The sequence below is a fragment of the Prochlorococcus sp. G4PB17 genome, assembly GCF_059772445.1.
The window spans coordinates 816592-837174 of sequence record NZ_CM186288.1 but is presented as its reverse complement, the minus strand read 5'-3'; the positions used below and the strand labels follow the sequence as shown (position 1 = coordinate 837174).

Genomic DNA, 20583 nt, shown 5'->3' with positions numbered 1-20583 from the left:
TGATTATTGAATTTCACCTTTCAAAATAAAAACAGGATTTAAAGGAGATAATCTTATATCATCTCCAATATTTATCCCCCGATATGATTGATGTTGGCTTATAGAAAATTTGTTAACTTTAGGCTTCAAAATTGATTCTAACTTTGACAAAGATTTTAACGAAATTAAAGGAATGATTAAAATACAGAAACCATTTATTTTCTTTAATACTTCTTGAATAATTAAATCTGATCTTGATCCACCGCCTCCTATAATCACTCTATCTGGATGTAAAAGATTATATGGGATTTTCTTTTCTTTAAATATATTTAATACTTCATCTTCAATTATTAAAGATGGACGAACATTAAGCCTTCTAGCATTTTCTTCAACAATATTTTTACTTCCAATCCTTTTATCAATGGACACTAGTTTTAAGTTTGGGGATATCCTTAATGCTTCTAAGCCTATACTCCCGACACCACTACCTATATCCCAAATTATTCCTTTTTTGGGAAGATTAAGCTCGGCAAGAAGTTGAACTCTAACTTCTCTTTTTGTCATCAAGCCAGGACAATCTTTATTTTGAAGGAAAACCGAATCATCAATTCCAAATAAGGGTAAATTTTTTGATTTTATTAGCGGCTTTCCTTTCTCAAAAAGAATAACAAGATGCAATGGATCTATATCAGTTGGTAAATCCTCAATTGAATTAATTTCTAAGATTCTTTCATTTTGATATCCAAGCCTTTCAAAAGTCCAAAATTCATATTTCCTCTCAAGCCCCAGTGTGATAAGCAATTCATAAACTTCTTTAGCCCCCCCTCTATATGAGTCAGTTAAAACAACTAGTGAGGAAGGAAGCTTTTTAATTGCTTTTTCAAATGGAAGAGGGTCTCGTCCATGAAGACTGATCCATTTTGTATTTTGCCAAGGTTTCCCAAGTCTGGAAAAAGCCAGTTGGAAAGATGTAACGGCAGGTTCAAAATAAAGTTTTGATAAAGGAATGTTTTGAATTAATAATCTACCAATTCCAAACCACAGAGGATCACCACCAGAAAAAATAATTGTTCTTTTCTCTTCCTTTTTTAATATATCCATAAATTCATTTAGTTTGTCAGTTGCAATGAATTCAAACTTATGATTTTTTATGTTTTTATCCTGCAACCAAGTTTTGAATGAATCTAAAATTCTTTTTGGACCAGCGATTCTCTCAGCTTTAAAAATTGAGTTTTTTTTAGCTTCAAAAAAACTTTCAATATTTGAAGTATCAATTCCTATTATGTGAATCTGCTTTGACTCATTAGGCATGGTTTAAATAAATGGACTTAGAAAAATTTCTTTTTTATAGCTTTACTATTTTTTCGATGAAAATCAACTAAAACTTCAATAGCTAGTTTGAAAGTTTTGTGAATCTTAAAAAAAATGAAGCCGATGAACACTTATCAAGAAGATCCCGACTCCATGAAATTTTGATAGCTTTGATCAAGCAACAAAAAGATTTAGAACTTATGGACGATGATGTTCAAATCTTTGAAAACTCTACTAATCATTTAGAAAAATATGCTCCTTCCAAAATAGTTGAACGTAATCAACGTATCATTAAGAAATACCAGTCACTCGTTCGCTCAGCAATAGCGTTGGATGCACTACTTGAATCAGAAGATTACGACATTAGTGATGGAAGGATTTCGTAATTTATTTCGTCTAATAATTTCTTTTCTTTTGATTTATTGTTGTTTTTTTACTAGCGTAACTAAAAGTTATGCAGACTCAAAATTCACTGTAGATAATCAGAAAAAAGAGATAAAAAGAAGCTTAGAGAGCCTCAAAGACTTGGATTACCAAACTTGGCAAATTATCGTCTATCCAAGTCCCAAAGAGGCTAAGAATTTAATTTTAAGAATTGTGGGTTATCCAGGATCATTAAGAATTGATCATCCAACTAACATGAAAGTTAACTCAGGTAGAAAGACTTGGGATCTGAAAGACATAACAAAAATCAATAAAATCAAAGCTGAAACCTTGAATGACTCTGCTGCAGAATTTGATCTAAGCACTTTGATTGCTGAGTTGGACAAAAATAGACCCCTAAGATTCAGATTGCCTGGCTTTATAAATGATTTACCTATCCCGCCATACTTGGTAAGTGAATGGAGATCATTGGCTGACTAAAAATGATTAATTTGCCTTGGAATCAAAAAATTTGGGTGCCTTGGATGAGACGCGCAATCCAACTGGCTTTGTTAGCTGAAGGGAATACTAGTCCTAACCCTCTTGTGGGAGCAATTGTTTTGGATGCTAATGGTAGGCTTGTTGGAGAGGGTTTTCATAGAAGAGCAGGGAAACCACATGCAGAAATAGAAGCACTTGCTCAAGCTAAAGATAAATCGGTTGATGGAACTATCGTTGTAACCTTAGAGCCCTGCTGCCATCAAGGTCTAACCCCTCCCTGTACTGAAGCAATAATAAAAGCAGGGTTAAAAAAAGTTGTTGTTGGGATGGTTGATCCTGATCCAAGAGTTTCAGGTAATGGAATTTCAAGATTAAGAGACTCTGGAATTGAAGTTATAGAGGGTGTTTTGACTCAAGAATGTGAATCCATTAATAGGGAATTTAGTTTTCGAGTTCGTCATGGTCGCCCTTGGGGAATTCTTAAATGGGCGATGAGCTTAGATGGAAGAATTGGCTTGCCCAATGGTTGCAGTAAGTGGATTTCAGATGTTCCTGCCAGGAATTCGGTTCATCAAATCAGATCTAAATGTGATGCAGTAATTGTTGGAGGAGGAACAGTTAGGAAAGATAATCCTCTTTTGACTTCAAGGGGAAAATCTAATCTTGAACCTTTAAGGGTCATTTTCTCAAGGTCATTGAATTTACCTAAATCAGCAAAACTTTGGGATACAAAAATTGCAAAGACAATAATTGCTTATGGACCAGCGGGGGATGAAGCTTTCTTTACTGATTTCCCAGATGGTCCAGAGAAATTGAGATTGAATACAAATGATCCAACCGAATTACTTATTGCGCTTGCGAAAAAAGGCTGTAATAAAATACTTTGGGAATGCGGCCCCCAATTAGCTACAAGTGCAATTGAGGCCAATTGTGTTCAGGAATTAGTGGTTTTTGTCGCCCCAAAACTCTTGGGAGGAAAGACTGCAATGAGCCCTCTGAATAGCTTTGGATTTGAATCAATAAGTTCTACCTACAAATTGCAACATTTTTTTTTAGATCGAAAAGGAGAAGATCTTTGTTGGAGACTACTTCTTTAGGGGGATAATTTTTTAGCATTAGATATTCGTTCGGATCTCCCTCCAGTTAAACAAGTCGATTTGGGATGAAAATTGTTTAACTTAGAGACAACTAAATATTTGCTAATGCCAATACGACAGGATGAAAATCAACCAAATAGACGTTTTGGAATAATTAATTTAGTTCTAATCGGTTTTGGAGCACTTCTACTCTTTAGTAGTTTTTTCCCAAGTCAAAATACACAAGTTCCAAGAGTTCCCTATTCCCTCTTTATTAACCAAGTAGATGACGGAGAAGTGAAACGAGCGTACATAACTCAAGATCAAATAAGATACGAACTTTCTACAGCAGAAGAAGGCGCCCCGTCAGTACTTGCAACAACTCCAATTTTTGATATGGAGTTACCTCAAAGATTGGAGAAAAAAGGGGTAGAATTTGCAGCTGCACCTCCTAAAAAGCCAAACATATTTACTACTATTCTTAGTTGGGTTGTACCACCTCTAATTTTTATACTTGTTTTGCAGTTTTTCGCTCGTAGAAGTATGGGTGGAGGGGGAGCTCAAGGTGCACTCAGTTTTACTAAAAGCAAGGCAAAAGTATATGTTCCTGATGATGAATCTAAAGTTACTTTCGAGGATGTTGCAGGAGTTGATGAAGCAAAAGATGAGCTTACTGAAATAGTTGATTTCCTCAAGAAGCCACAAAGATACACCGACATTGGCGCAAGAATTCCCAAAGGTGTTTTGCTAGTAGGCCCTCCTGGAACTGGTAAGACTCTCTTATCCAAAGCGGTAGCAGGTGAAGCTGAAGTACCTTTCTTTATCATTTCTGGCTCTGAATTTGTTGAACTATTCGTTGGTGCTGGTGCAGCAAGAGTAAGAGATTTGTTCGAGCAAGCTAAGAAAAAAGCTCCTTGCATAATTTTTATAGATGAACTTGATGCCATAGGTAAAAGTAGGTCAGGTTCAATGGGAGTTGTTGGTGGAAACGATGAGAGAGAACAAACTCTGAACCAACTTCTCACTGAAATGGATGGATTTGCTTCAACTGACAAACCAGTTATTGTCCTTGCTGCAACTAACCAACCTGAAGTCTTAGACGCAGCCTTACTACGTCCTGGCAGATTTGATAGACAGGTACTCGTCGATAGACCTGATTTATCTGGTAGAAAAACAATTTTGGAGATTTACACCAAAAAGGTAAAACTTTCTAATGAAATTGATTTAGAACGTATTGCACAGGCAACAAGTGGTTTTGCTGGGGCTGATTTGGCCAACATGGTAAATGAAGCAGCTCTTCTAGCTGCAAGAGGAAAAAGAACTTCAGTTGAACAAAAGGATCTTAATGAGGCAATTGAAAGAGTAGTAGCTGGATTGGAGAAAAAAAGTAGAGTTTTACAAGATGATGAGAAAAAGATCGTTGCTTATCATGAAGTAGGCCATGCAATAGTTGGACACTTAATGCCTGGAGGGAGCAAAGTTGCAAAAATATCAATAGTACCAAGGGGAATGAGTGCACTAGGTTATACTCTTCAATTACCTACTGAGGAAAGATTTTTAAATTCAAAAGAAGATTTACAAGGACAAATAGCTACTCTTCTAGGGGGTAGATCTGCAGAAGAAATAATTTTTGGAAAAATTACAACTGGAGCATCAAATGATCTTCAAAGAGCTACTGATTTAGCAGAGCAAATGGTTGGAACATATGGTATGAGTGATATTTTAGGACCATTGGCATATGACAAACAGGGAGGGGGACAATTCCTAGGGGGCAATAACAATCCAAGAAGAGAATTAAGTGATGCAACTGCCCAGGCCATTGATAAAGAAGTAAGAAGTTTGGTAGATGATGCGCATGAAAGTGCTTTAAACATTCTTAAGAATAATCTTTCATTATTGGAAGATATCTCTCAAAAAATCCTTGAGAAGGAAGTTATAGAGGGAGATGAGCTTAAAGAGATGTTATCGAGCAGTGTCATGCCTGAAAAAGTTTTAAATTAAAAAGACTTGACTTTTATATCCTTTATCCCCGATAAAGGATATTTGAGGCTTTCTTATGGCTTCAGCATCTATAGGGTTAGCTTCTAACTTAAGTACCCTCAATAACTCAAATTTTCTTTCTTCAGCTGATTTAAAAAACAATCAGATTCTCTCCTTATTTGAGTTGGCTAAACAGCTCAAAATAGGAAATAGAAGAATAGATCTTGGAAATAGAGTATTAGGTTTAATTTTTAAAAAAGCCTCCACAAGAACAAGAGTCAGTTTTCAAGTAGCAATGGCAAGACTTGGAGGTCAGACTGTAGATTTGAATCCTCAAGTTACACAACTGGGCAGGGGAGAACCTATTAAAGACACCGCAAGAGTTTTGAGTCGTTATTGTGATGCCCTCGCAATTCGAACTTTCTCTCAGGAAGAGCTCGATGAATATGCAGATTGGTCTACTATTCCAGTAATTAATGCTTTGACTGACCTTGAACATCCCTGTCAGGCATTAGCTGATTATCTAACTATTCAAGAAAAATTTGGGACTATCAAAGGGATAAATCTTACTTATATTGGGGATGGCAATAATGTCGCAAATTCATTGATGATATGTGGAACAATTTTGGGAGTTAATGTCACAATTTGCTCGCCAAAAGGTTTTGAAACTGATCCTGAAATTGTAGAAAAGGCGAAATCTCTTTCTGAATTCGGTTCGAAAATTTCTATTTGCAATTCCCCTACAAAGGCTGTCAAAAATGCTCAAGTTATTTACACGGATGTTTGGGCTTCAATGGGGCAAGAAGAAGAATATCTAAATAGAAAAGAAATTTTTGAAAAGTATAGAGTTGATAAGGAATTAGTTGCACTTGCCGATGAGCAAGTAATTCTTTTGCATTGTTTACCAGCGCATAGAGGTGAGGAAATTGCAGACGAGGTTTTGGAAAGCAAAAACAGTTGTGTTTTTGATCAAGCCGAGAATCGTCTACATATTCAGCAAGCATTGCTTGCTGCTCAACTAGGAGGACTTTAGGGTTGCTATAACGAGAGATATTAGGTACATATGTATTGGAGGACATATGTACTTGATTAATTCAAATGCCTGGAGAGGATTTAACAACAGCCCAGCAAGAGCTCTATGACTGGCTTGTGGATTTTATTGAAGATCAACACCATAGCCCTTCAATAAGGCAGATGATGCATGCTATGGGGTTGAGGTCTCCAGCACCGATACAAAGCCGTTTAAGACATTTGCAAGAAAAAGGTTGGATAAAATGGCAAGAGGGTCAGGCTAGAACGCTCCAATTAATTGAAGAAGGCATCTCTGGCGTGCCTGTTTTGGGTGCAATAGCTGCTGGTGGACTAGTTGAAACTTTTGATGATGTGCGCGAAACTCTTGATTTTAATTCAGTCCTACAGTTAAAAGGCCTTTTTGCTTTGACAGTAAATGGAGATTCAATGATTGATTCTTATATCGCAGATGGAGATATGGTCTTAATGGAACCTGTGAACGACCCTTCTCGCTTGAGGAATGGAACGGTAGTAAGTGCAATGGTCCCAGGCTTGGGAACTACTTTGAAACATTTTTTCCGTGATGGGAGCTTAGTCCGCTTGGAAGCCGCTAATACAGCTTATGAACCTATAGAAATCGATGCTGAACAAGTTCATGTTCAAGGAAAATTAGCTGCTGTGTGGAGGCAAACTTAAAATTATTTTTAAAACTAATTAAAAATTAGTGAGTTTTCTTGATTTCCAAGAGTTCAAAAAATATTTTCTATTTTTATCTTCGCGATAAACTAAATTATCTGCTGCAGTGAATGGATTTTAATTTAGCTGGAAAGGTTTTCTTAAAAGAACTCCTAACCCTTTTGCTTCTAAATAAATAACACCTTCTATATGAACTATTTGAAATGTCCAGTTTTTATTCCAATAAATGGTGAAAGGATTATGTATTAAACCAATATGTTTCTATATTATCTGTGAGTGCCTCAAAGTTAGCAAAATAAATTAATTAACTAATTTCTATTCTTATCTCAAAACTTATTTTCAACATAAATAATTGAAAGTGGTAATTAATTATTTATTTTATGAAAAAAATATCATGAACAACGTTCTTTTTGAAAATTCCTTAGGCAATGAAACTCTTGAAGTCTTAGGTTTTAAAACAATTGACGCGCTTGAAAAGGAATTGGAATTACTCACAAAAGAAGTTGAAGAAGACCAGAATGATTGCAGCTAGAGTGGCTAGATCGACTAGCCGGAGTCTATTAAGCAGTCTGAATTGTGTTTTCTTTTCAGCTTGAATTAATACCTTTATGGAAAGAATTTTCTAGAAGATTAAAGTTCAAAAAAAATAGTATTTTTGGATCTTTAGAGGTTGGTTTTCCACTTTTCCACAAAATTCATATTTTAAAAAAAATCTCAATAGGGAGCATGTCAATTGAATAAGTGGATTAATTACAAAAAGCATTAGCCCTCTCTAAAAACTAGTTACTGCAGCAGCTTTCAAGGATTAAGTATCTCTTGATACATAACGATGTGCTTGTCAAAATTCTCAGACAAAACTTTTTGTAATATGAGGAAAAGATAAAAATGTGGAAAAGCATCACAATGTATAACAAGTCTTTTAATAGGACTGATCACCTGAATTCCAAGGTTAATTATGAGCTTTTTAAAAAGGAGCCGTTCTTTTTTTTGATATGAATTTTTGTTATGAATAAAATATGTTTAGACCACTCTTTGAGAAATTATTAATTTTTTATCAAGTACAAGAATTATTTGACTTAATGGACGACCACCTTAAATCGGAAAAAAATTAGACTTCCTTTCGATGTAAATTGGAAAATAAGGGAGATTTTCTCTGAAGCTGCTTTATCAAGTTTTGATAATGAACAAGAAAAACGAATTTCTGATATTGATAAGAAAAGCTAGAGAGATTGTATTTGAGTCATTTTTTCTTCCTTCTTGCATGCAAATCTAAAATAAACATAACTAAATCATACTAATTTTTTAATTAAGTACTTGAGATCAGTTTCAAGGTTGTTTTATAAAATGGCTATAGAAAACCTATTTACTTCATTAGGATTGCTAGTTATTCTTGCAGAAAAAATACCTCTATTTTTTAAACTCAATTAATACTCCCCAAAACTATCAAAAGTTGCCTTTTAGAGATCCTAATTAAAAGTATCTATTCTTAAGTTATCTGCTATATTATTTAACTAAGCCTTCCTTAAGACTAGGTTTTGAAGGACAATAATTTAAGCCTTATCTCTATTACTCCTAGCAAATATTCATGATTAGAATCAATGAGTATATATGGAATGTAGAAAATGAAATAATGTCTTTATTTTGAATGGAGTTAAAAGGAAATGTAATAGTGTTTGCTTGAGAGACTTGTTTTTTTCTTCCGCATTCCTAGTAGAGCGCTCCATTCCTTTTTTCTCTTTTTTATTCTTGTAACTTTACTATTAATTCTAATCCTTGTTGATTCTTTATAAATGATTATTTGAATTCATAGACGGTTTACAAAAGTCGATTCTAATTCTCGTTCACTCTTTCTTAAATTAATTAGCAAAACTGATCCAACCAGTAATTATATATTTTGCACCTTCTCTTAAAATATTACCTCTTTCGAAAGTTCATGATCTTATAGATTTGATGAATTAGAGTCTTCTATTTCTTTCTTTATTTGACTTAATGCTGTTTCCCAATCTCCAGATAATGTCTGCCTGAAAAAGGTTTGACTTTCCAACCAATAACTTTTTAAATCATTATTACCATTAACCCAAAGACAATTACGCATAAGTAATATTTTGCTATCAATACCTAAGGCGCCTGCAAGTGCAAATATTATGTTTTCAATTGAAACTACCATATCGCAAGCATTTGTAAGGGCAGCCAGATCATCTATATTGTTAAAATTATCTACTTCTTTTAAATCAAAGATATCAATATCATATTTTATTTTCATTTTATTTATCTCTTCTTTAGTATCTCCATATTGTAGGTTTAAAAAGACTACATTTGGTGAATAAATTCCGGTTAAAAACTTTTCTAGAGATATCGATTTATTTTTATATGTTAGAGATTTAGAGATCCATGAGATACCAATAATTTTATTTTTTTTTGAATATTTTAGGATTTTATCTCTAAAAAGAATAGTTTTTCTTTCATTAACTTTAAGATATTTTTTTTTGCCTTTCTTAAAACTTTCTTTGTCATCTCGAAGGTATCTAATCACTGAACCCATTGCGATTTGGAAATCATATTTTTTTTCTTCTAAAATCTGATTTTTCTGTATATAAATGATTCGTTTATCGAACGATCTTTTAAACAATGGAATTAATCTTTCATCTACTTGAACTATTAGTTGATCAACTTTCTTTACTAATTCAGGTATCAAAGATGCAAATAATATCTCATCTCCAATACCTTGCTCTGCCCAAAGTAAAACTTTGCCCTTTTTTATTGGGCTCCATTCTGGTTTAGATTTGATAATTGGTTTTTTTGTTCCTATTCTCAACCTGGATTCATATCTATTCAAACCCTCTTTAAAATTATTTGTTTTCAGTAGAATCAAAGAGAGATTATGGTTTATCTCTTCATTCTTAGGATTGAGTTCAATTGCTTTGCGAGTAGATAATTCTGCTTCTTTTAATTTGCCTAGATCTTTAAATAAGACTCCTAGATTGGAATGAGCCTCTGCGTAATCAGGAGTAATTTCAATCGCTTTGAGATATGATAATTCTGCGTCTTTTGATTTACCGAGTTCTTTCAGTACATTCCCGAGATTGGTATGAGCCTCTGCGAAATCAGTTTTAATTTCAATTGCTTTGCGGTAAGAGAATTCTGCGTCTTTTAGTTTGCCAAGATCTCTCAATATGATTCCCAGATTGGAATGAGCCTTTGGATAATTAGGATTGATTTCAATAGCTTTGCGAGTGGAGATTTCTGCATCTTGTAATTTGCCAAGATCTTTCAATATATTACCTAGATTTAGATGAGCTTCTGGGTAATCAGGTTTGATATCAATTGCTTTGCGGTAAGAGAATTCTGCCTCTTGTAATTTGCCAAGATCTTTCAATACATTTCCTAGATTGTAATGAGCTTCTGGGTAATTAGGTTTGATATCAATTGCTTTGCGGTAAGCGAATTCTGCGTCTTTTGGTTTGCCAAGATCTCTCAATATGATTCCCAGATTGGAATACGCCTCAGCGAGATTAGGATTAAGTTCAATCGCTTTGCGAGTAGATTCCTCTGCTTGTTGTAAATTGCCAAGATCTCTCAAAATGCTTCCAAGGTTGGAATGAGCCTGAAAGAAATCAGGATTAAGTTCAATAGTTTTGCGTAGAGGTTGTTCAGCTTCTTGTAGTTTCTTCTGCCCAATGAGGATGGTTGATAGAAGGAAATGAGAATTAAAGAGATTGGGATTGAGTGCTATTGATTTACGGGAAGCAATTTCCGCTTCTTGAAGCTTCTTTTGTTCAAGTAGGATGTTGGCAAGAAGGAAATGAGATTTAAACAGATTGGGATTGAGATCTATGGATTTGTGGCAAGCAATTTCAGCCTCTTTTGTCTTTCCTAGTTGAACATAACCATTAGCTAGATTTCCCCAGGCAGGAGCTAATTGAGGGTCAGATTCAGTCGCTTTGATTAATAAAGATAATGCTTCTTGTTTATTATCTGTGTTGAGTTCAATGCTTCCTAGATTCGTTAAAGCTGGAGCGTAAGAACTATTAATGGCTATTGCTTTTTGATAATAGTTTTTAGCAGAACTTACATCCCCAACAGCTTGATAGGTATTACCTAGATCTTTAAAGACTTCATAATCATCAGGTTTAATATTTAGAGCTTTATTTAGATATAAACGAGCATCATCTATCTTTCTTGTAGCTAAAAAAGATTTTGCGATTAATTTGATAGCTTCTATTGAATTGCTATCAGTAGCTAATATTTGATTACAGATAACAATTGCTTCTTGATATTTATTTTGTTGAAAGAGCGATTGAGCTATATCTATATTTGCTTTCAAATCAAAAAGCCTAATATTTCTCAACTATATCAGGCTTCTATTTGATTTTTAAGGAGTTTTTTGTAAAACGAACTATTTGCTTATCAACTACTTGTTGAATCGCTTCTATCTCTTTGATCTGTTAAATCTCTTTCGGTGCGGTGCATATAAACTCACTCCATTCTCCGTTTCCTTAGCCTCTCCGTTTTTTTAGTGTTTGTAGATTTGCTTCCCAATCAATCGCTATCTGGAGTTTTCGTTAGCATATTAGTCATAATTAGCCATATCTTGCGAAGTTGTATAAATTAGTTTGTGTTTGAGTGTCTCAGCAATAGTTAAAGGAAATGGACTAAATTAAACGCCTTTTGAACATAAGCCAAATGTTTGTTTTGCAGAAAACTCGTCTCCTAAACTATAGCCTTTTGTTTGTATGGGAATATCTAGACACTTTAAATATTCAATAAGATGAATCATCTATTTATAGTTTTCTCATTATTAGATAGAATGAAATTATGTTTAGAATGTTTGTTCTTTCTTTTTCATGAAGAGTAATATTATAAATGTAGATTGTACATTGAGAGATGGGGGATATTATAACTATTGGAATTTTTCTTATGAGTTCGTAAAAAACTATCTACTTGCTTTAAGTGTTGCTAAAATTCATTATGTAGAACTTGGATTTAGATTATTAAACAATAAGGGCTTTAAGGGTGCATATGCATTTTGTAATGATGATTTTTTAAATAAACTTGATATTCCAGCTGGAATTAATGTTGCAATAATGATTAATGCTGATGATTTAATATCAGATAATCAGTTAAATAGTGAAACACTTAAAATGCTCGTACCTTTAGATTCAAAAAATTCTAAAGTAGATTTGTTAAGGATTGCATGTACAATTGATGATTTTGAAATCATAGCTCCTGCTTTTAAAATATTAAAAGAGAAAGGTTACAAAACAGCTGTAAATATAATGCAGATTTCTAAGATTAGAGAAAATAAATTTAAAAAAATCTCTATATTAGCTAATGAAAATGATGTTGATATAATTTATTTAGCTGATAGTTTTGGTTCCTTGATGCCTGATGAAATTGTAGACATTTTAAAATTTTTAAAAAGGTATTGGGGTGGTCAAATTGGATTTCATGCTCATGATAATAAAGGCTTTGCTTTGATAAATACTTTAAAAGCAATTGAACATGGAATTGTTTGGGTTGATAGTACTATTAATGGGATGGGTAGAGGAGCAGGTAATACTAAGACAGAGGAATTAGTATTATCGCTAGATAGATATAAGAGGAATAAATCAAATTTGATACCTCTTATGAAAATGATAAACAATGATTTTGCAAAACTCAAACAAAAATATCTTTGGGGAACTAATCCCTATTATTTTATGGCGGCAGACTGTTCTATTCATCCAACTTATATTCAAACTATTTTAACAGATGGTAGATTTAAAGAAGAGGATATTTTGTCTGTAATTAATTATTTAGAATGCGAGGATTCTACAAAATTTAGTTCTCATAAATTAGAGAGTTCTAAAAACTTCTACCATGGAAAACCTATTGGGACGTTTTCTCCAATTACAATATTAAATAATAAAGAAGTTTTGATTATTGGTTCAAGCAAGAATTTAGAGCTTCATAGAAATGCCCTTGAAGATTTTATTAGAAAACGAAAACCTATTGTTATTGCATTAAACGCATGCTCTCAAATTGATGATAGTTTGATTGATTATCGTATCGCATGCAATCCGATGAGATTAATGGCTGATTTAGATATATATTTAGGTTTAACTCAGCCTTTGATCACTCCTTTATCTATGCTTCCAAAATCTTTATCTCGTAAACTCAGAGGGATAAAGGTATTGGACTATGGCATTGGCATTTCAAGGGATGGATTTGAATTTAATAAGAGCTATGGAATAATTCCTAATCAATTGGTATTTGCATACGTTCTTTCATTTATTGCTAGTGGCAAAGCTAATAAGGCTTTTCTTTCTGGGTTTGAAGGTTATGGTTTGGGAGATATTCGAAATACAGAAATTAATGAATTGATTGATAAGTTCAAGCAGAGAGAAAATAATCTACGACTGATAGCGATTACTCCTAGTGAATATTCTGGATTAGAAAAAATTAGTATATATGGAATCTAGATAATGAGATCTTGCGTTATTATCCCAGCCAGGTATAAATCCTCAAGACTACCTGGCAAACCTTTGATAGACCTTCTTGGTAAGCCCATGATTATTTGGGTCGCAGAAATCGCCTCAAAAGCAGTAGGTATTTCAAATGTATTTATCGCGACTGATGACAAGAGGATTGCTAATACAGTAAATAAAAAAGGATATAAATATATAATGACTTCCAGCTCTTCTCTTACTGGAACTGATAGGGTTGCTGAGGCAAGTATTGATTTAAACTATGATATTTTTGTTAATGTTCAAGGTGATGAACCACTTGTTTCACCTAGAGATATTGTGAGATGTATAGATTATAAAATCCAATATACAAATCATATTATTAATTCCTATAATATTATCAGCAAAAATCAAGACCCTGCTAGTATAAATATACCCAAAGTGGTAATTAATAATTCTGAAGATTTGATTTATATATCAAGATCATTGATTCCCGGATTTAAAGATTTCAAATCAAAAGTAGGTTTATATTTAAAACAAGTTTGTATTTATGGATATAATAAAAAAGAATTATTTGATTTCCTTCAATTTGGTAGCAAAAGTAAGATAGAAGAATCTGAAGATATTGAGATTCTAAGATTTTTTGAATTAGGTTATCCTATAAAAATGTTTAAATCTCAGGGTAATAGTTTATCTGTTGATATCTTGGAAGATATTAAGGATGTAGAAAGAGAGCTGAAATTAAGAAATTGAGTATAAAAATTCAGGAATATAAATCAATTGTTTTTGATTGTGATGGGGTCATCCTAAACTCAAATAATATTAAAACAAGAGCTTTTGGAATAGTTTCTCATCCTTTTGGGGATAAAGCATCAGCCTCTCTGGAGAAGTACCATTTACAGAATGGAGGAGTGTCTAGATATGCAAAATTTGACTATTTTCTCAAATCTATTGTTCCTATTAATTGTAAAAAGAAGAAGGCCTTATATCTTAAGAAAATGCTGAAAGTATATGCAGAGGAAACTCAAAAGGGATTAATAGATTCAGAAATAACCTATGGTCTTGAATCTTTAAGACAAACAACTAAGGATGCGACATGGATGATAGTTTCTGGAGGAGATCAGGATCAATTGAATTTTGTTTTTAGAAAAAAGAAACTAATGCATTTATTTAATGGAGGTATTTTCGGAAGTCCAGATACAAAAAATACAATTCTTCAGAGGGAGTTGAAAAGCGGAGCTCTAAAACTTCCTGCTTTATTCTTAGGAGATACTGCTTTAGATCATCAAGTATCTGTTGCTAATGGTTTAGATTTTATTTTTGTAAGTAATTGGACTGAATTTAGATCTTATCAAGATTATTGCAATGCAAATTCTATTGATATTATTTCCAGGGTATATGAGTTAATAAATTAATTGCAATTGTCGATTGCCTTTTTTATTTGTCTTAGTGCCTCGCCCCATTCATTAGATGAACTTTGCTTGAAAAATTCTTGTGATGGGAACCAGTAGCTTTCTAAATTATTAACCCTATTGTAAAAAAGGCAGTTTTTTGTTAATAGTATTTTACTTTTAACACCAAGAGAACCTGCTAAAGAAAATATCATATTTTCAATTGATACAACGAGATCACAAGCATTTATTACTGAGGCAAGTCCATCAATATCATTAAAATTATTTACTTCAGTTATTTCAAAGATGTTTATACCATATTTTTCTTTTATACTTTTAATTTCTTCTTTTGTATCACCATATTGCAAACTTACAAAACATACATCATTTGAATATATTCCTAGAATGAATTCTTCAATACTTATCGATTTGTGTTTATTGATTTTTGAATCTGATTTCCATGAGATCCCTACAACTTTTTTGTATTTTTGATTGGTTAGCTTATGTCTGAAAAGATTTGTTTTTCTTGTATCTGATTTTAAATAAGATGTTTTTCCTTTTTTAAAACTTTCTTGGCTATTTCTTAGGAATTTTGGTAGTGAGCCAATTGCGATATGGTAATCATAATCTAATTCATTTATATGAGATTCTTTATTTACATAAATAATTTTCTTATCAAATGATCTTTTAAATAGAGGAATTAATCTTTTATCAACTTTTAGAATCAATTGATTTATATTTTTAGTAAATTCAGGTATTAGCGATGCAAAGAGAATCTCATCTCCTATTCCTTGCTCTGCCCAAATTAAAACTTTCCCATTATTTCCTTGTTTCCATTCAGGTTTAGATGTCTTCAACATTTTGTTTTTATTTTTGACTTTCCATCTCCATTCATATTGATTCCATCCCTCTTTAAATCGTTTTTTAGTTAGCAGAACCATGGAAAGATTAAGATGTGCTTCTGCAAGGTCTGGATCTATTGCAATTGCTTTTAGATGAGATGATTCTGCTTGATTTAATTTCCCTAGATCTCTAAGTATTGAACCTAAAGTGCAATGAGCAATTGCAAAATTAGGTTTAAGTTCAATTGCTTTTAGAAGTGATTTTTCAGCTTCTTGTAATTTTCCAAGATCTTTCAATATGTTTCCCAGACTGCAATAAGCCTCAGCGAAATTAGGATTAAGTTCAATTGCTTTGCGCTGAAATGATTCTGCTTCTTTTAATTTGTAAAGATCAAATAATATTATCCCAAGATTGTAATGAGAATTAGTTAAATAAGGTTTGATTTCAATCGCCTTTCGAAGTGATTTTTCAGCTTCATGCAACTTTCCAAGATCTTTTAATATGTTTCCAAGATTGGAATAAGCCTCAGCGAGATCAGGTTTAAGTTCAATTGCTTTCATTTGATAGGATTTTGCTTCATGTAACTTTCCAAGATCTTTTAATATGTTTCCAAGGTTGGAATAAGCCTCAGCAAAATCAGGTTTAAGTTCAATTGCTTTTTTTTGAAATATTTCTGCATCCGGCAATTTTCCTAGCTTTTTTAAAATAGATCCATAATTGGAAAAAACTCTGTAATCTTTATATCCATGCCCAATCAAATATTGATAACATTTTGCGGCTTCTGAAAGATTTCCTTGTGAATGAAATTTAAATGCTTTATTAACTATTTGTTTGTTAGAAGTTTTAGATGGAGGAGAGGACTTATAAAAAAAAGCTTCATTTACTTCTTTCAAAGAAAATGGAACTTGGAATGTTTTAACTTTATATCTATCTTTCTTTTTGTCAGTTCTTTTTTCAGTCACTTCTATTGATTTTATATAAGGAGTTAATAACGAAATTATATCTTGCTCTGAGGTTTTAACTTTAAATAAAGAAGACCACATTCAATTAGGTTTCGGAAAATTTTGTGCAAGTGGGAATAATTATTCTATATCTATCAAAAAATTGAGGGATTAGAAATCCATATCCTACTTTCTCTTCGCTAAAACTTTTTTTGTTTGCAGATTAAATAGTGAAGACTAGTCAAGCTATTTATATTATTTGTCCCGACTGGCTTCCTGGATGGAATTAAAACTACATGCTTATATGTTGGATTTAGGAAGATCAACTAAATAAGCAACTGAATTAAGAGCCGGTTTCTCTGCTGACTTGCTTTCTCAAGGTTATAGTTTCATCTTAGTAACGACCAGAGTGACCAAAGAATAAAAATTAAGTAGAAAACAAGCTCGCAGAAATACAGCGAAGCAATTGACTCGATTGTTCAAGCGTTAAAGAGATCAATGCTGAGCGGACTGATATGGTGTGAAAATATTCGTAAATCTTTAACAAGCGAATCAGAAAGGAGACATCAGTAAACAATTAAGTTGAGTTGATGCCTATTTAAAGCAAATAATTGCACTGGCTGAATTAGCTGCTGATAAGTAATCCAATAAAATAGATAGAATTACTATTAATAATAATAATTCTATCTATAAAAATTTTAGTTTTATACGATCAATTCTTCAAAGCCCACTTCCAAGTTTTAGTCAGACCAGCTTCTAAAGTTACTTGAGGATGGAAGTTTAAATGTTCTCTTGCTTTGTCAATTGATGGAAGTCTTCTTGTCGGTTCATCATCGGGATAATATTCTGGATATGAAGTTAATTTATAACTTAGATTTATATTTATTATTTTGCGAAATAATTTAACTAAATCTATCATTGATATCTCAGGCTTGTAATGACCAATATTATAAGTCTCACCATAAACGCCATTTCTAATAACTTTAATTATCCCATCAATTGCATCTGTATAATAACAAAAGGTTCTTGTCTGATTACCATTGCCATATATATTAATTGGTTGCGCTCTTAATGCAGATTTTATTAAATTTGGAATCATTCTATAGTCTGTTTCGATAGATATACCTGGCCCATAAATATTAAACGGCCTAATTATATTTGTACTTATATTATATTTTTTATTGTATATATAGCACAAAGTCTCTCCAAGTCTTTTGCTTTCGTCGTAACAAGATCTTGACCCTTGACATGAAACATTTCCTTTATATTCTTCTTTTGTAGGGATATTTTCTGGTGATGGATTACCATAAATTTCGGATGAAGAGAAGAAGATAAATCTTGCATTCCAGTCTTTACATTTTTCTAGTAATTTCCGTGTAACTGTTGTACCTATGTCTACTGTCTCAAGAGGATATCTATTATAGTAGAAAGGACTAGCTAGACTAGCCAAGTGAATTACAGTATCAAAATCTTGTAGTTGATTGAAGTCAAATTTTATTAAATCAGCTTCGATAAAGTTATATTTAGAATTTCTTTTATCAATATTTGATTTATTAGAACTAATGAAATTATCTATACCTGTGATATTAGTAATCGAATCGAATTGATTTGAATTGATAATTTTAGATAAAATATGTGTCCCTAGGAAACCATTTGAGCCTGTCAGAAGAACTTTTTTCATCATATAACAATCGGTTGAGAAAGATTTAGTAATCAATTTGGCATAAGCTCAAAAGCTATGAATGTTGAGCGGTACCATTCTTATGGAAAAAAAGTTTTTCTACAGCCAGTTTAACTATTTCTGAGAGTTGTAGTTTCTTATTGGATTTAAGTTTTCTCACGCTTAATAGGCCTCTCTTGGCACGTTTGACAAATAAATGGAAGGGGGAATATTTCCTCAGCATACTGGCACGTAATTTTTTTGCTGCATCACTCTGGATCACGGTTTCAATAGAATAGTTACGAACAATGCCTTCTTTGCTTCCTGAAGTTGCTTTGCGTAGTGACAATTCTGCATCTTTAAATTTTTCTATATCCATTAATATGATTCCTAGGTTTAAATGAGCCTCTGCAAAATCAGGCTTAAGTGAAATAGCTTTACGAGTAGATAGCTCTGCGTCTGTTAATTTGCCAAAACTTTTTAAAATTAAACTATAATTTGAAAAAACTCTGTGCTCTTCAAAGCCTGGATTAATCAGAAGTTGATAATACTTTGCTGCTGTTGAAATATTTCCTTGTATAAGATATTTTCATGCTTGTTTAAATAATTTTTCTGTAGATATTTTAGGAGTTATTTTATTAGTAATAATTGTATTTCTGTAATTAATTCTAAAGTTGATGGCACTTGAAATGTTTCCACTTTCTTTCTTTCTTTCTTTTTATCGTTTTGTCCTCTACTCACGTTTATTTTTATATTTAGGATCTATTGATTCCTATTATAACCTATTGCTTGTAAATCATTTGTTAATAATCTAGAGAACATTGATCTGCAAACAACGTCCACAAATGACTACAAAATTAATCGTTCGTTTTGAAAAAGGATTACTAAAAGGAGTAAAAAAAAATTGATGACTGCCAATGCTGCATCTGTAATGGAACTCATAAATTTGTGTGATATCGGACGTGAAGTATAATTATTAAGTTGCTTGAGATTGATTGCAATCATTTTCATATCAACGATTTGGGGCCATAGCTCAGCTGGTAGAGCACCTGCATGGCATGCAGGGGGTCAGCGGTTCGAGTCCGCTTGGCTCCATACTTAAAACCTTCTGAGGTGAAAAGGATTAGAGCTCTTTCTCAGAGGTCTTAAAACCTGTCTCAAATAAATTTAGTGCAAAAATTAGTGCATTTACATAGATGAATAATTTCCATCAGACAGTCAAAGATAATTTATTAGAGTCTCTCTCAACTGAAACATGGAAGGATGATGTTAATCATTTAAATACTGCTCTCAGGTATTTAGCTAAATGGAGAAGCTCTTTACTAACTAATACCTATATTGATCATGAAGGTTTAAAAGTTTTTCAAGGTCCATTTAAAGGTATGAACTTTTTAGAAAAATGCTCTGAGGGTTGTCATCTTGCAAAGCTTTTAGGTACCTATGAGCAACCATTACATATTTATTTAGAGAAGATAATTTCCTCTAACTATAAATTAATTTTTAACATTGGTTCCGCAGAGGGATATTATTCTGTAGGACTTGCTATGCGTTCCAAAAAGAGTAAGATTTTGTCTTTTGATATAAATGAAGAGGCTCAAAAAACCCTTAAACATTTAGCTATTAAAAATGGTGTTGAAGATTCAATTAAAATAGAATCAGAGTTCAACCCTTCAATTCTTAAAGATTACAAACATACTAGAACTCTTCTAATATGTGATGTAGAAGGCGATGAGAAAAAGCTATTAGATATTAATAAATTTTCTGAACTTAAAGAAATTGATATCCTTGTAGAGTCGCATGAATGTTTAGTACCAGGAATGACGGAGGAATTGATAAATCGTTTTTCATCTTCTCATCAAATTACTCTCATTGAGGATGACGGACAAAGGCGACTGAATAGTTCCCCGAAATGGTTCTTGGAACTTGATCACTTAGATCAACTGCTTTCGATTTGGGAGTGGCGAAGTGGAGAGACTCCTTGGCTATTCATGCAGGCATTAAATAATAATTAAATATTTTTTAAAAGTAAATTGATTGCAGATAAAAGTGTTAGGCCCTTAAGGCTCTTAACTATACGAACTTGATTTTAGGCAAGAGTTTTTAAGGGGTTAGCTTTCAATCTATAACTAGGATATTCAGGAATTTTTGAGCTTCATGGCATGCAGGGGGTCAGCGATTCAAGTCCGCTTGTCTCCATTAGTTTTTCTCATTCACAGCAATAGATTTCAGGGATTTTGCGGTAAAGCGTGAATAATATGATATTGCCTGATATAGCTATTATGCGCTCATTTTCAGTTCTTTAATTCAATGCTGAAACAGTGGTCTGAATTATTCATGAAGCTATAAAAATATCATAGTAATAAATGTAAGCAAAATGGAGTTTTG

16 protein-coding genes and 1 tRNA gene are annotated in these 20583 nt (G+C 32.7%); 12 read left to right on the top strand and 5 right to left on the bottom strand.

Going from position 1 to position 20583, the window contains the following annotated elements; genetic code table 11:
* Positions 1-3: 3 nt before the first annotated feature.
* The gene (cbiE, locus tag AC6EJB_RS05160; RefSeq protein ID WP_498492696.1) at positions 4-1290 is read right to left on the bottom strand and encodes a precorrin-6y C5,15-methyltransferase (decarboxylating) subunit CbiE; all 1287 of its coding nucleotides are present in this window, start codon (positions 1288-1290) and stop codon (positions 4-6) included.
* 161 nt (positions 1291-1451) lie between these two features.
* On the opposite strand from cbiE, the gene AC6EJB_RS05155 reads away from it, so the two are divergent.
* The 7 genes from AC6EJB_RS05155 to AC6EJB_RS05125 all read left to right on the top strand — a co-directional run bounded on the left by AC6EJB_RS05155 (position 1452) and on the right by AC6EJB_RS05125 (position 7449).
* On the top strand, positions 1452-1676 hold the full coding sequence (locus AC6EJB_RS05155; RefSeq protein ID WP_498492694.1) for a DUF8678 family protein: 225 nt from the start codon (positions 1452-1454) through the stop codon (positions 1674-1676).
* Positions 1660-2154 carry a DUF3122 domain-containing protein gene (locus tag AC6EJB_RS05150; protein ID WP_498492692.1) on the top strand — a complete coding sequence of 165 codons (495 nt, stop codon included), beginning with the start codon at positions 1660-1662 and terminating at the stop codon, positions 2152-2154. Before AC6EJB_RS05155 ends, AC6EJB_RS05150 begins: the two co-directional genes overlap by 17 nt.
* Before the next feature lie 44 nt (positions 2155-2198).
* Complete coding sequence (gene ribD / locus AC6EJB_RS05145; protein WP_498492690.1) at positions 2199-3251, top strand: bifunctional diaminohydroxyphosphoribosylaminopyrimidine deaminase/5-amino-6-(5-phosphoribosylamino)uracil reductase RibD; 1053 nt, start codon at positions 2199-2201, stop codon at positions 3249-3251.
* A gap of 105 nt (positions 3252-3356) precedes the next feature.
* A complete protein-coding gene (ftsH, locus tag AC6EJB_RS05140; RefSeq protein ID WP_498492688.1) occupies positions 3357-5231 on the top strand; it encodes an ATP-dependent zinc metalloprotease FtsH in 1875 nt (624 codons plus the stop codon).
* A 55-nt stretch (positions 5232-5286) separates the two neighbouring features.
* On the top strand, positions 5287-6243 hold the full coding sequence (gene argF / locus AC6EJB_RS05135) for an ornithine carbamoyltransferase (RefSeq protein ID WP_498492687.1): 957 nt from the start codon (positions 5287-5289) through the stop codon (positions 6241-6243).
* A 65-nt stretch (positions 6244-6308) separates the two neighbouring features.
* Complete coding sequence (gene lexA, locus AC6EJB_RS05130) at positions 6309-6917, top strand: transcriptional repressor LexA (protein WP_498492685.1); 609 nt, start codon at positions 6309-6311, stop codon at positions 6915-6917.
* Between the two features lie 394 nt (positions 6918-7311).
* Entirely contained in the window at positions 7312-7449 is a 138-nt protein-coding gene (locus AC6EJB_RS05125; protein ID WP_498492683.1) for a hypothetical protein, read from the top strand.
* 1407 nt (positions 7450-8856) lie between these two features.
* On the opposite strand, the gene AC6EJB_RS05120 is transcribed toward AC6EJB_RS05125, so the two are convergent.
* Positions 8857-11241 (bottom strand): tetratricopeptide repeat protein, encoded by a 2385-nt coding sequence (locus AC6EJB_RS05120; RefSeq protein ID WP_498492681.1) that lies wholly within the window; start codon positions 11239-11241, stop codon positions 8857-8859.
* A gap of 520 nt (positions 11242-11761) precedes the next feature.
* Between AC6EJB_RS05120 and AC6EJB_RS05115 the strand changes: the two genes are divergently transcribed.
* Genes AC6EJB_RS05115 through AC6EJB_RS05105 form a run of 3 tightly spaced genes read left to right on the top strand, consistent with a single transcriptional unit; the run spans position 11762 to position 14778 of the window.
* Positions 11762-13378, top strand: coding sequence for an aldolase catalytic domain-containing protein (locus AC6EJB_RS05115; protein WP_498492679.1), 1617 nt, complete (start codon positions 11762-11764; stop codon positions 13376-13378).
* A gap of 3 nt (positions 13379-13381) precedes the next feature.
* Complete coding sequence (locus tag AC6EJB_RS05110) at positions 13382-14116, top strand: 3-deoxy-manno-octulosonate cytidylyltransferase (protein ID WP_498492677.1); 735 nt, start codon at positions 13382-13384, stop codon at positions 14114-14116.
* Entirely contained in the window at positions 14113-14778 is a 666-nt protein-coding gene (locus AC6EJB_RS05105) for an HAD family hydrolase (protein ID WP_498492675.1), read from the top strand. Before AC6EJB_RS05110 ends, AC6EJB_RS05105 begins: the two co-directional genes overlap by 4 nt.
* On the opposite strand, the gene AC6EJB_RS05100 is transcribed toward AC6EJB_RS05105, so the two are convergent.
* The 3 genes from AC6EJB_RS05100 to AC6EJB_RS05090 all read right to left on the bottom strand — a co-directional run bounded on the left by AC6EJB_RS05100 (position 14775) and on the right by AC6EJB_RS05090 (position 18577).
* Positions 14775-16559: a tetratricopeptide repeat protein gene (locus AC6EJB_RS05100; protein ID WP_498492673.1), complete on the bottom strand. Its 1785-nt coding sequence runs from the start codon at positions 16557-16559 to the stop codon at positions 14775-14777. The two genes, AC6EJB_RS05105 and AC6EJB_RS05100, sit on opposite strands and share 4 nt — an antisense overlap.
* A gap of 691 nt (positions 16560-17250) precedes the next feature.
* Positions 17251-18222: an NAD-dependent epimerase/dehydratase family protein gene (locus AC6EJB_RS05095; RefSeq protein ID WP_498492672.1), complete on the bottom strand. Its 972-nt coding sequence runs from the start codon at positions 18220-18222 to the stop codon at positions 17251-17253.
* A gap of 52 nt (positions 18223-18274) precedes the next feature.
* A complete protein-coding gene (locus tag AC6EJB_RS05090) occupies positions 18275-18577 on the bottom strand; it encodes a hypothetical protein (protein WP_498492670.1) in 303 nt (100 codons plus the stop codon).
* A 643-nt stretch (positions 18578-19220) separates the two neighbouring features.
* On the opposite strand from AC6EJB_RS05090, the gene AC6EJB_RS05085 reads away from it, so the two are divergent.
* A tRNA-Ala gene (locus AC6EJB_RS05085) sits at positions 19221-19293 on the top strand.
* Positions 19294-19394: 101 nt separating this feature from the next.
* On the top strand, positions 19395-20210 hold the full coding sequence (locus AC6EJB_RS05080) for a hypothetical protein (protein ID WP_498492668.1): 816 nt from the start codon (positions 19395-19397) through the stop codon (positions 20208-20210).
* Positions 20211-20583 lie beyond the last annotated feature (373 nt).

What these genes read in the sequence shown, in the direction of transcription:
- cbiE (WP_498492696.1), bottom strand. Translation starts at nt 1,290, where the DNA reads ATGCCTAATGAGTCAAAGCAGATTCACATAATAGGAATTGATACTTCA.
- AC6EJB_RS05150 (WP_498492692.1), top strand. Translation starts at nt 1,660, where the DNA reads ATGGAAGGATTTCGTAATTTATTTCGTCTAATAATTTCTTTTCTTTTG.
- ribD (WP_498492690.1), top strand. Translation starts at nt 2,199, where the DNA reads ATGAGACGCGCAATCCAACTGGCTTTGTTAGCTGAAGGGAATACTAGT.
- ftsH (WP_498492688.1), top strand. Translation starts at nt 3,357, where the DNA reads ATGCCAATACGACAGGATGAAAATCAACCAAATAGACGTTTTGGAATA.
- argF (WP_498492687.1), top strand. Translation starts at nt 5,287, where the DNA reads ATGGCTTCAGCATCTATAGGGTTAGCTTCTAACTTAAGTACCCTCAAT.
- lexA (WP_498492685.1), top strand. Translation starts at nt 6,309, where the DNA reads ATGCCTGGAGAGGATTTAACAACAGCCCAGCAAGAGCTCTATGACTGG.
- AC6EJB_RS05125 (WP_498492683.1), top strand. Translation starts at nt 7,312, where the DNA reads ATGAACAACGTTCTTTTTGAAAATTCCTTAGGCAATGAAACTCTTGAA.
- AC6EJB_RS05115 (WP_498492679.1), top strand. Translation starts at nt 11,762, where the DNA reads ATGAAGAGTAATATTATAAATGTAGATTGTACATTGAGAGATGGGGGA.
- AC6EJB_RS05110 (WP_498492677.1), top strand. Translation starts at nt 13,382, where the DNA reads ATGAGATCTTGCGTTATTATCCCAGCCAGGTATAAATCCTCAAGACTA.
- AC6EJB_RS05095 (WP_498492672.1), bottom strand. Translation starts at nt 18,222, where the DNA reads ATGATGAAAAAAGTTCTTCTGACAGGCTCAAATGGTTTCCTAGGGACA.
- AC6EJB_RS05090 (WP_498492670.1), bottom strand. Translation starts at nt 18,577, where the DNA reads ATGGATATAGAAAAATTTAAAGATGCAGAATTGTCACTACGCAAAGCA.
- AC6EJB_RS05080 (WP_498492668.1), top strand. Translation starts at nt 19,395, where the DNA reads ATGAATAATTTCCATCAGACAGTCAAAGATAATTTATTAGAGTCTCTC.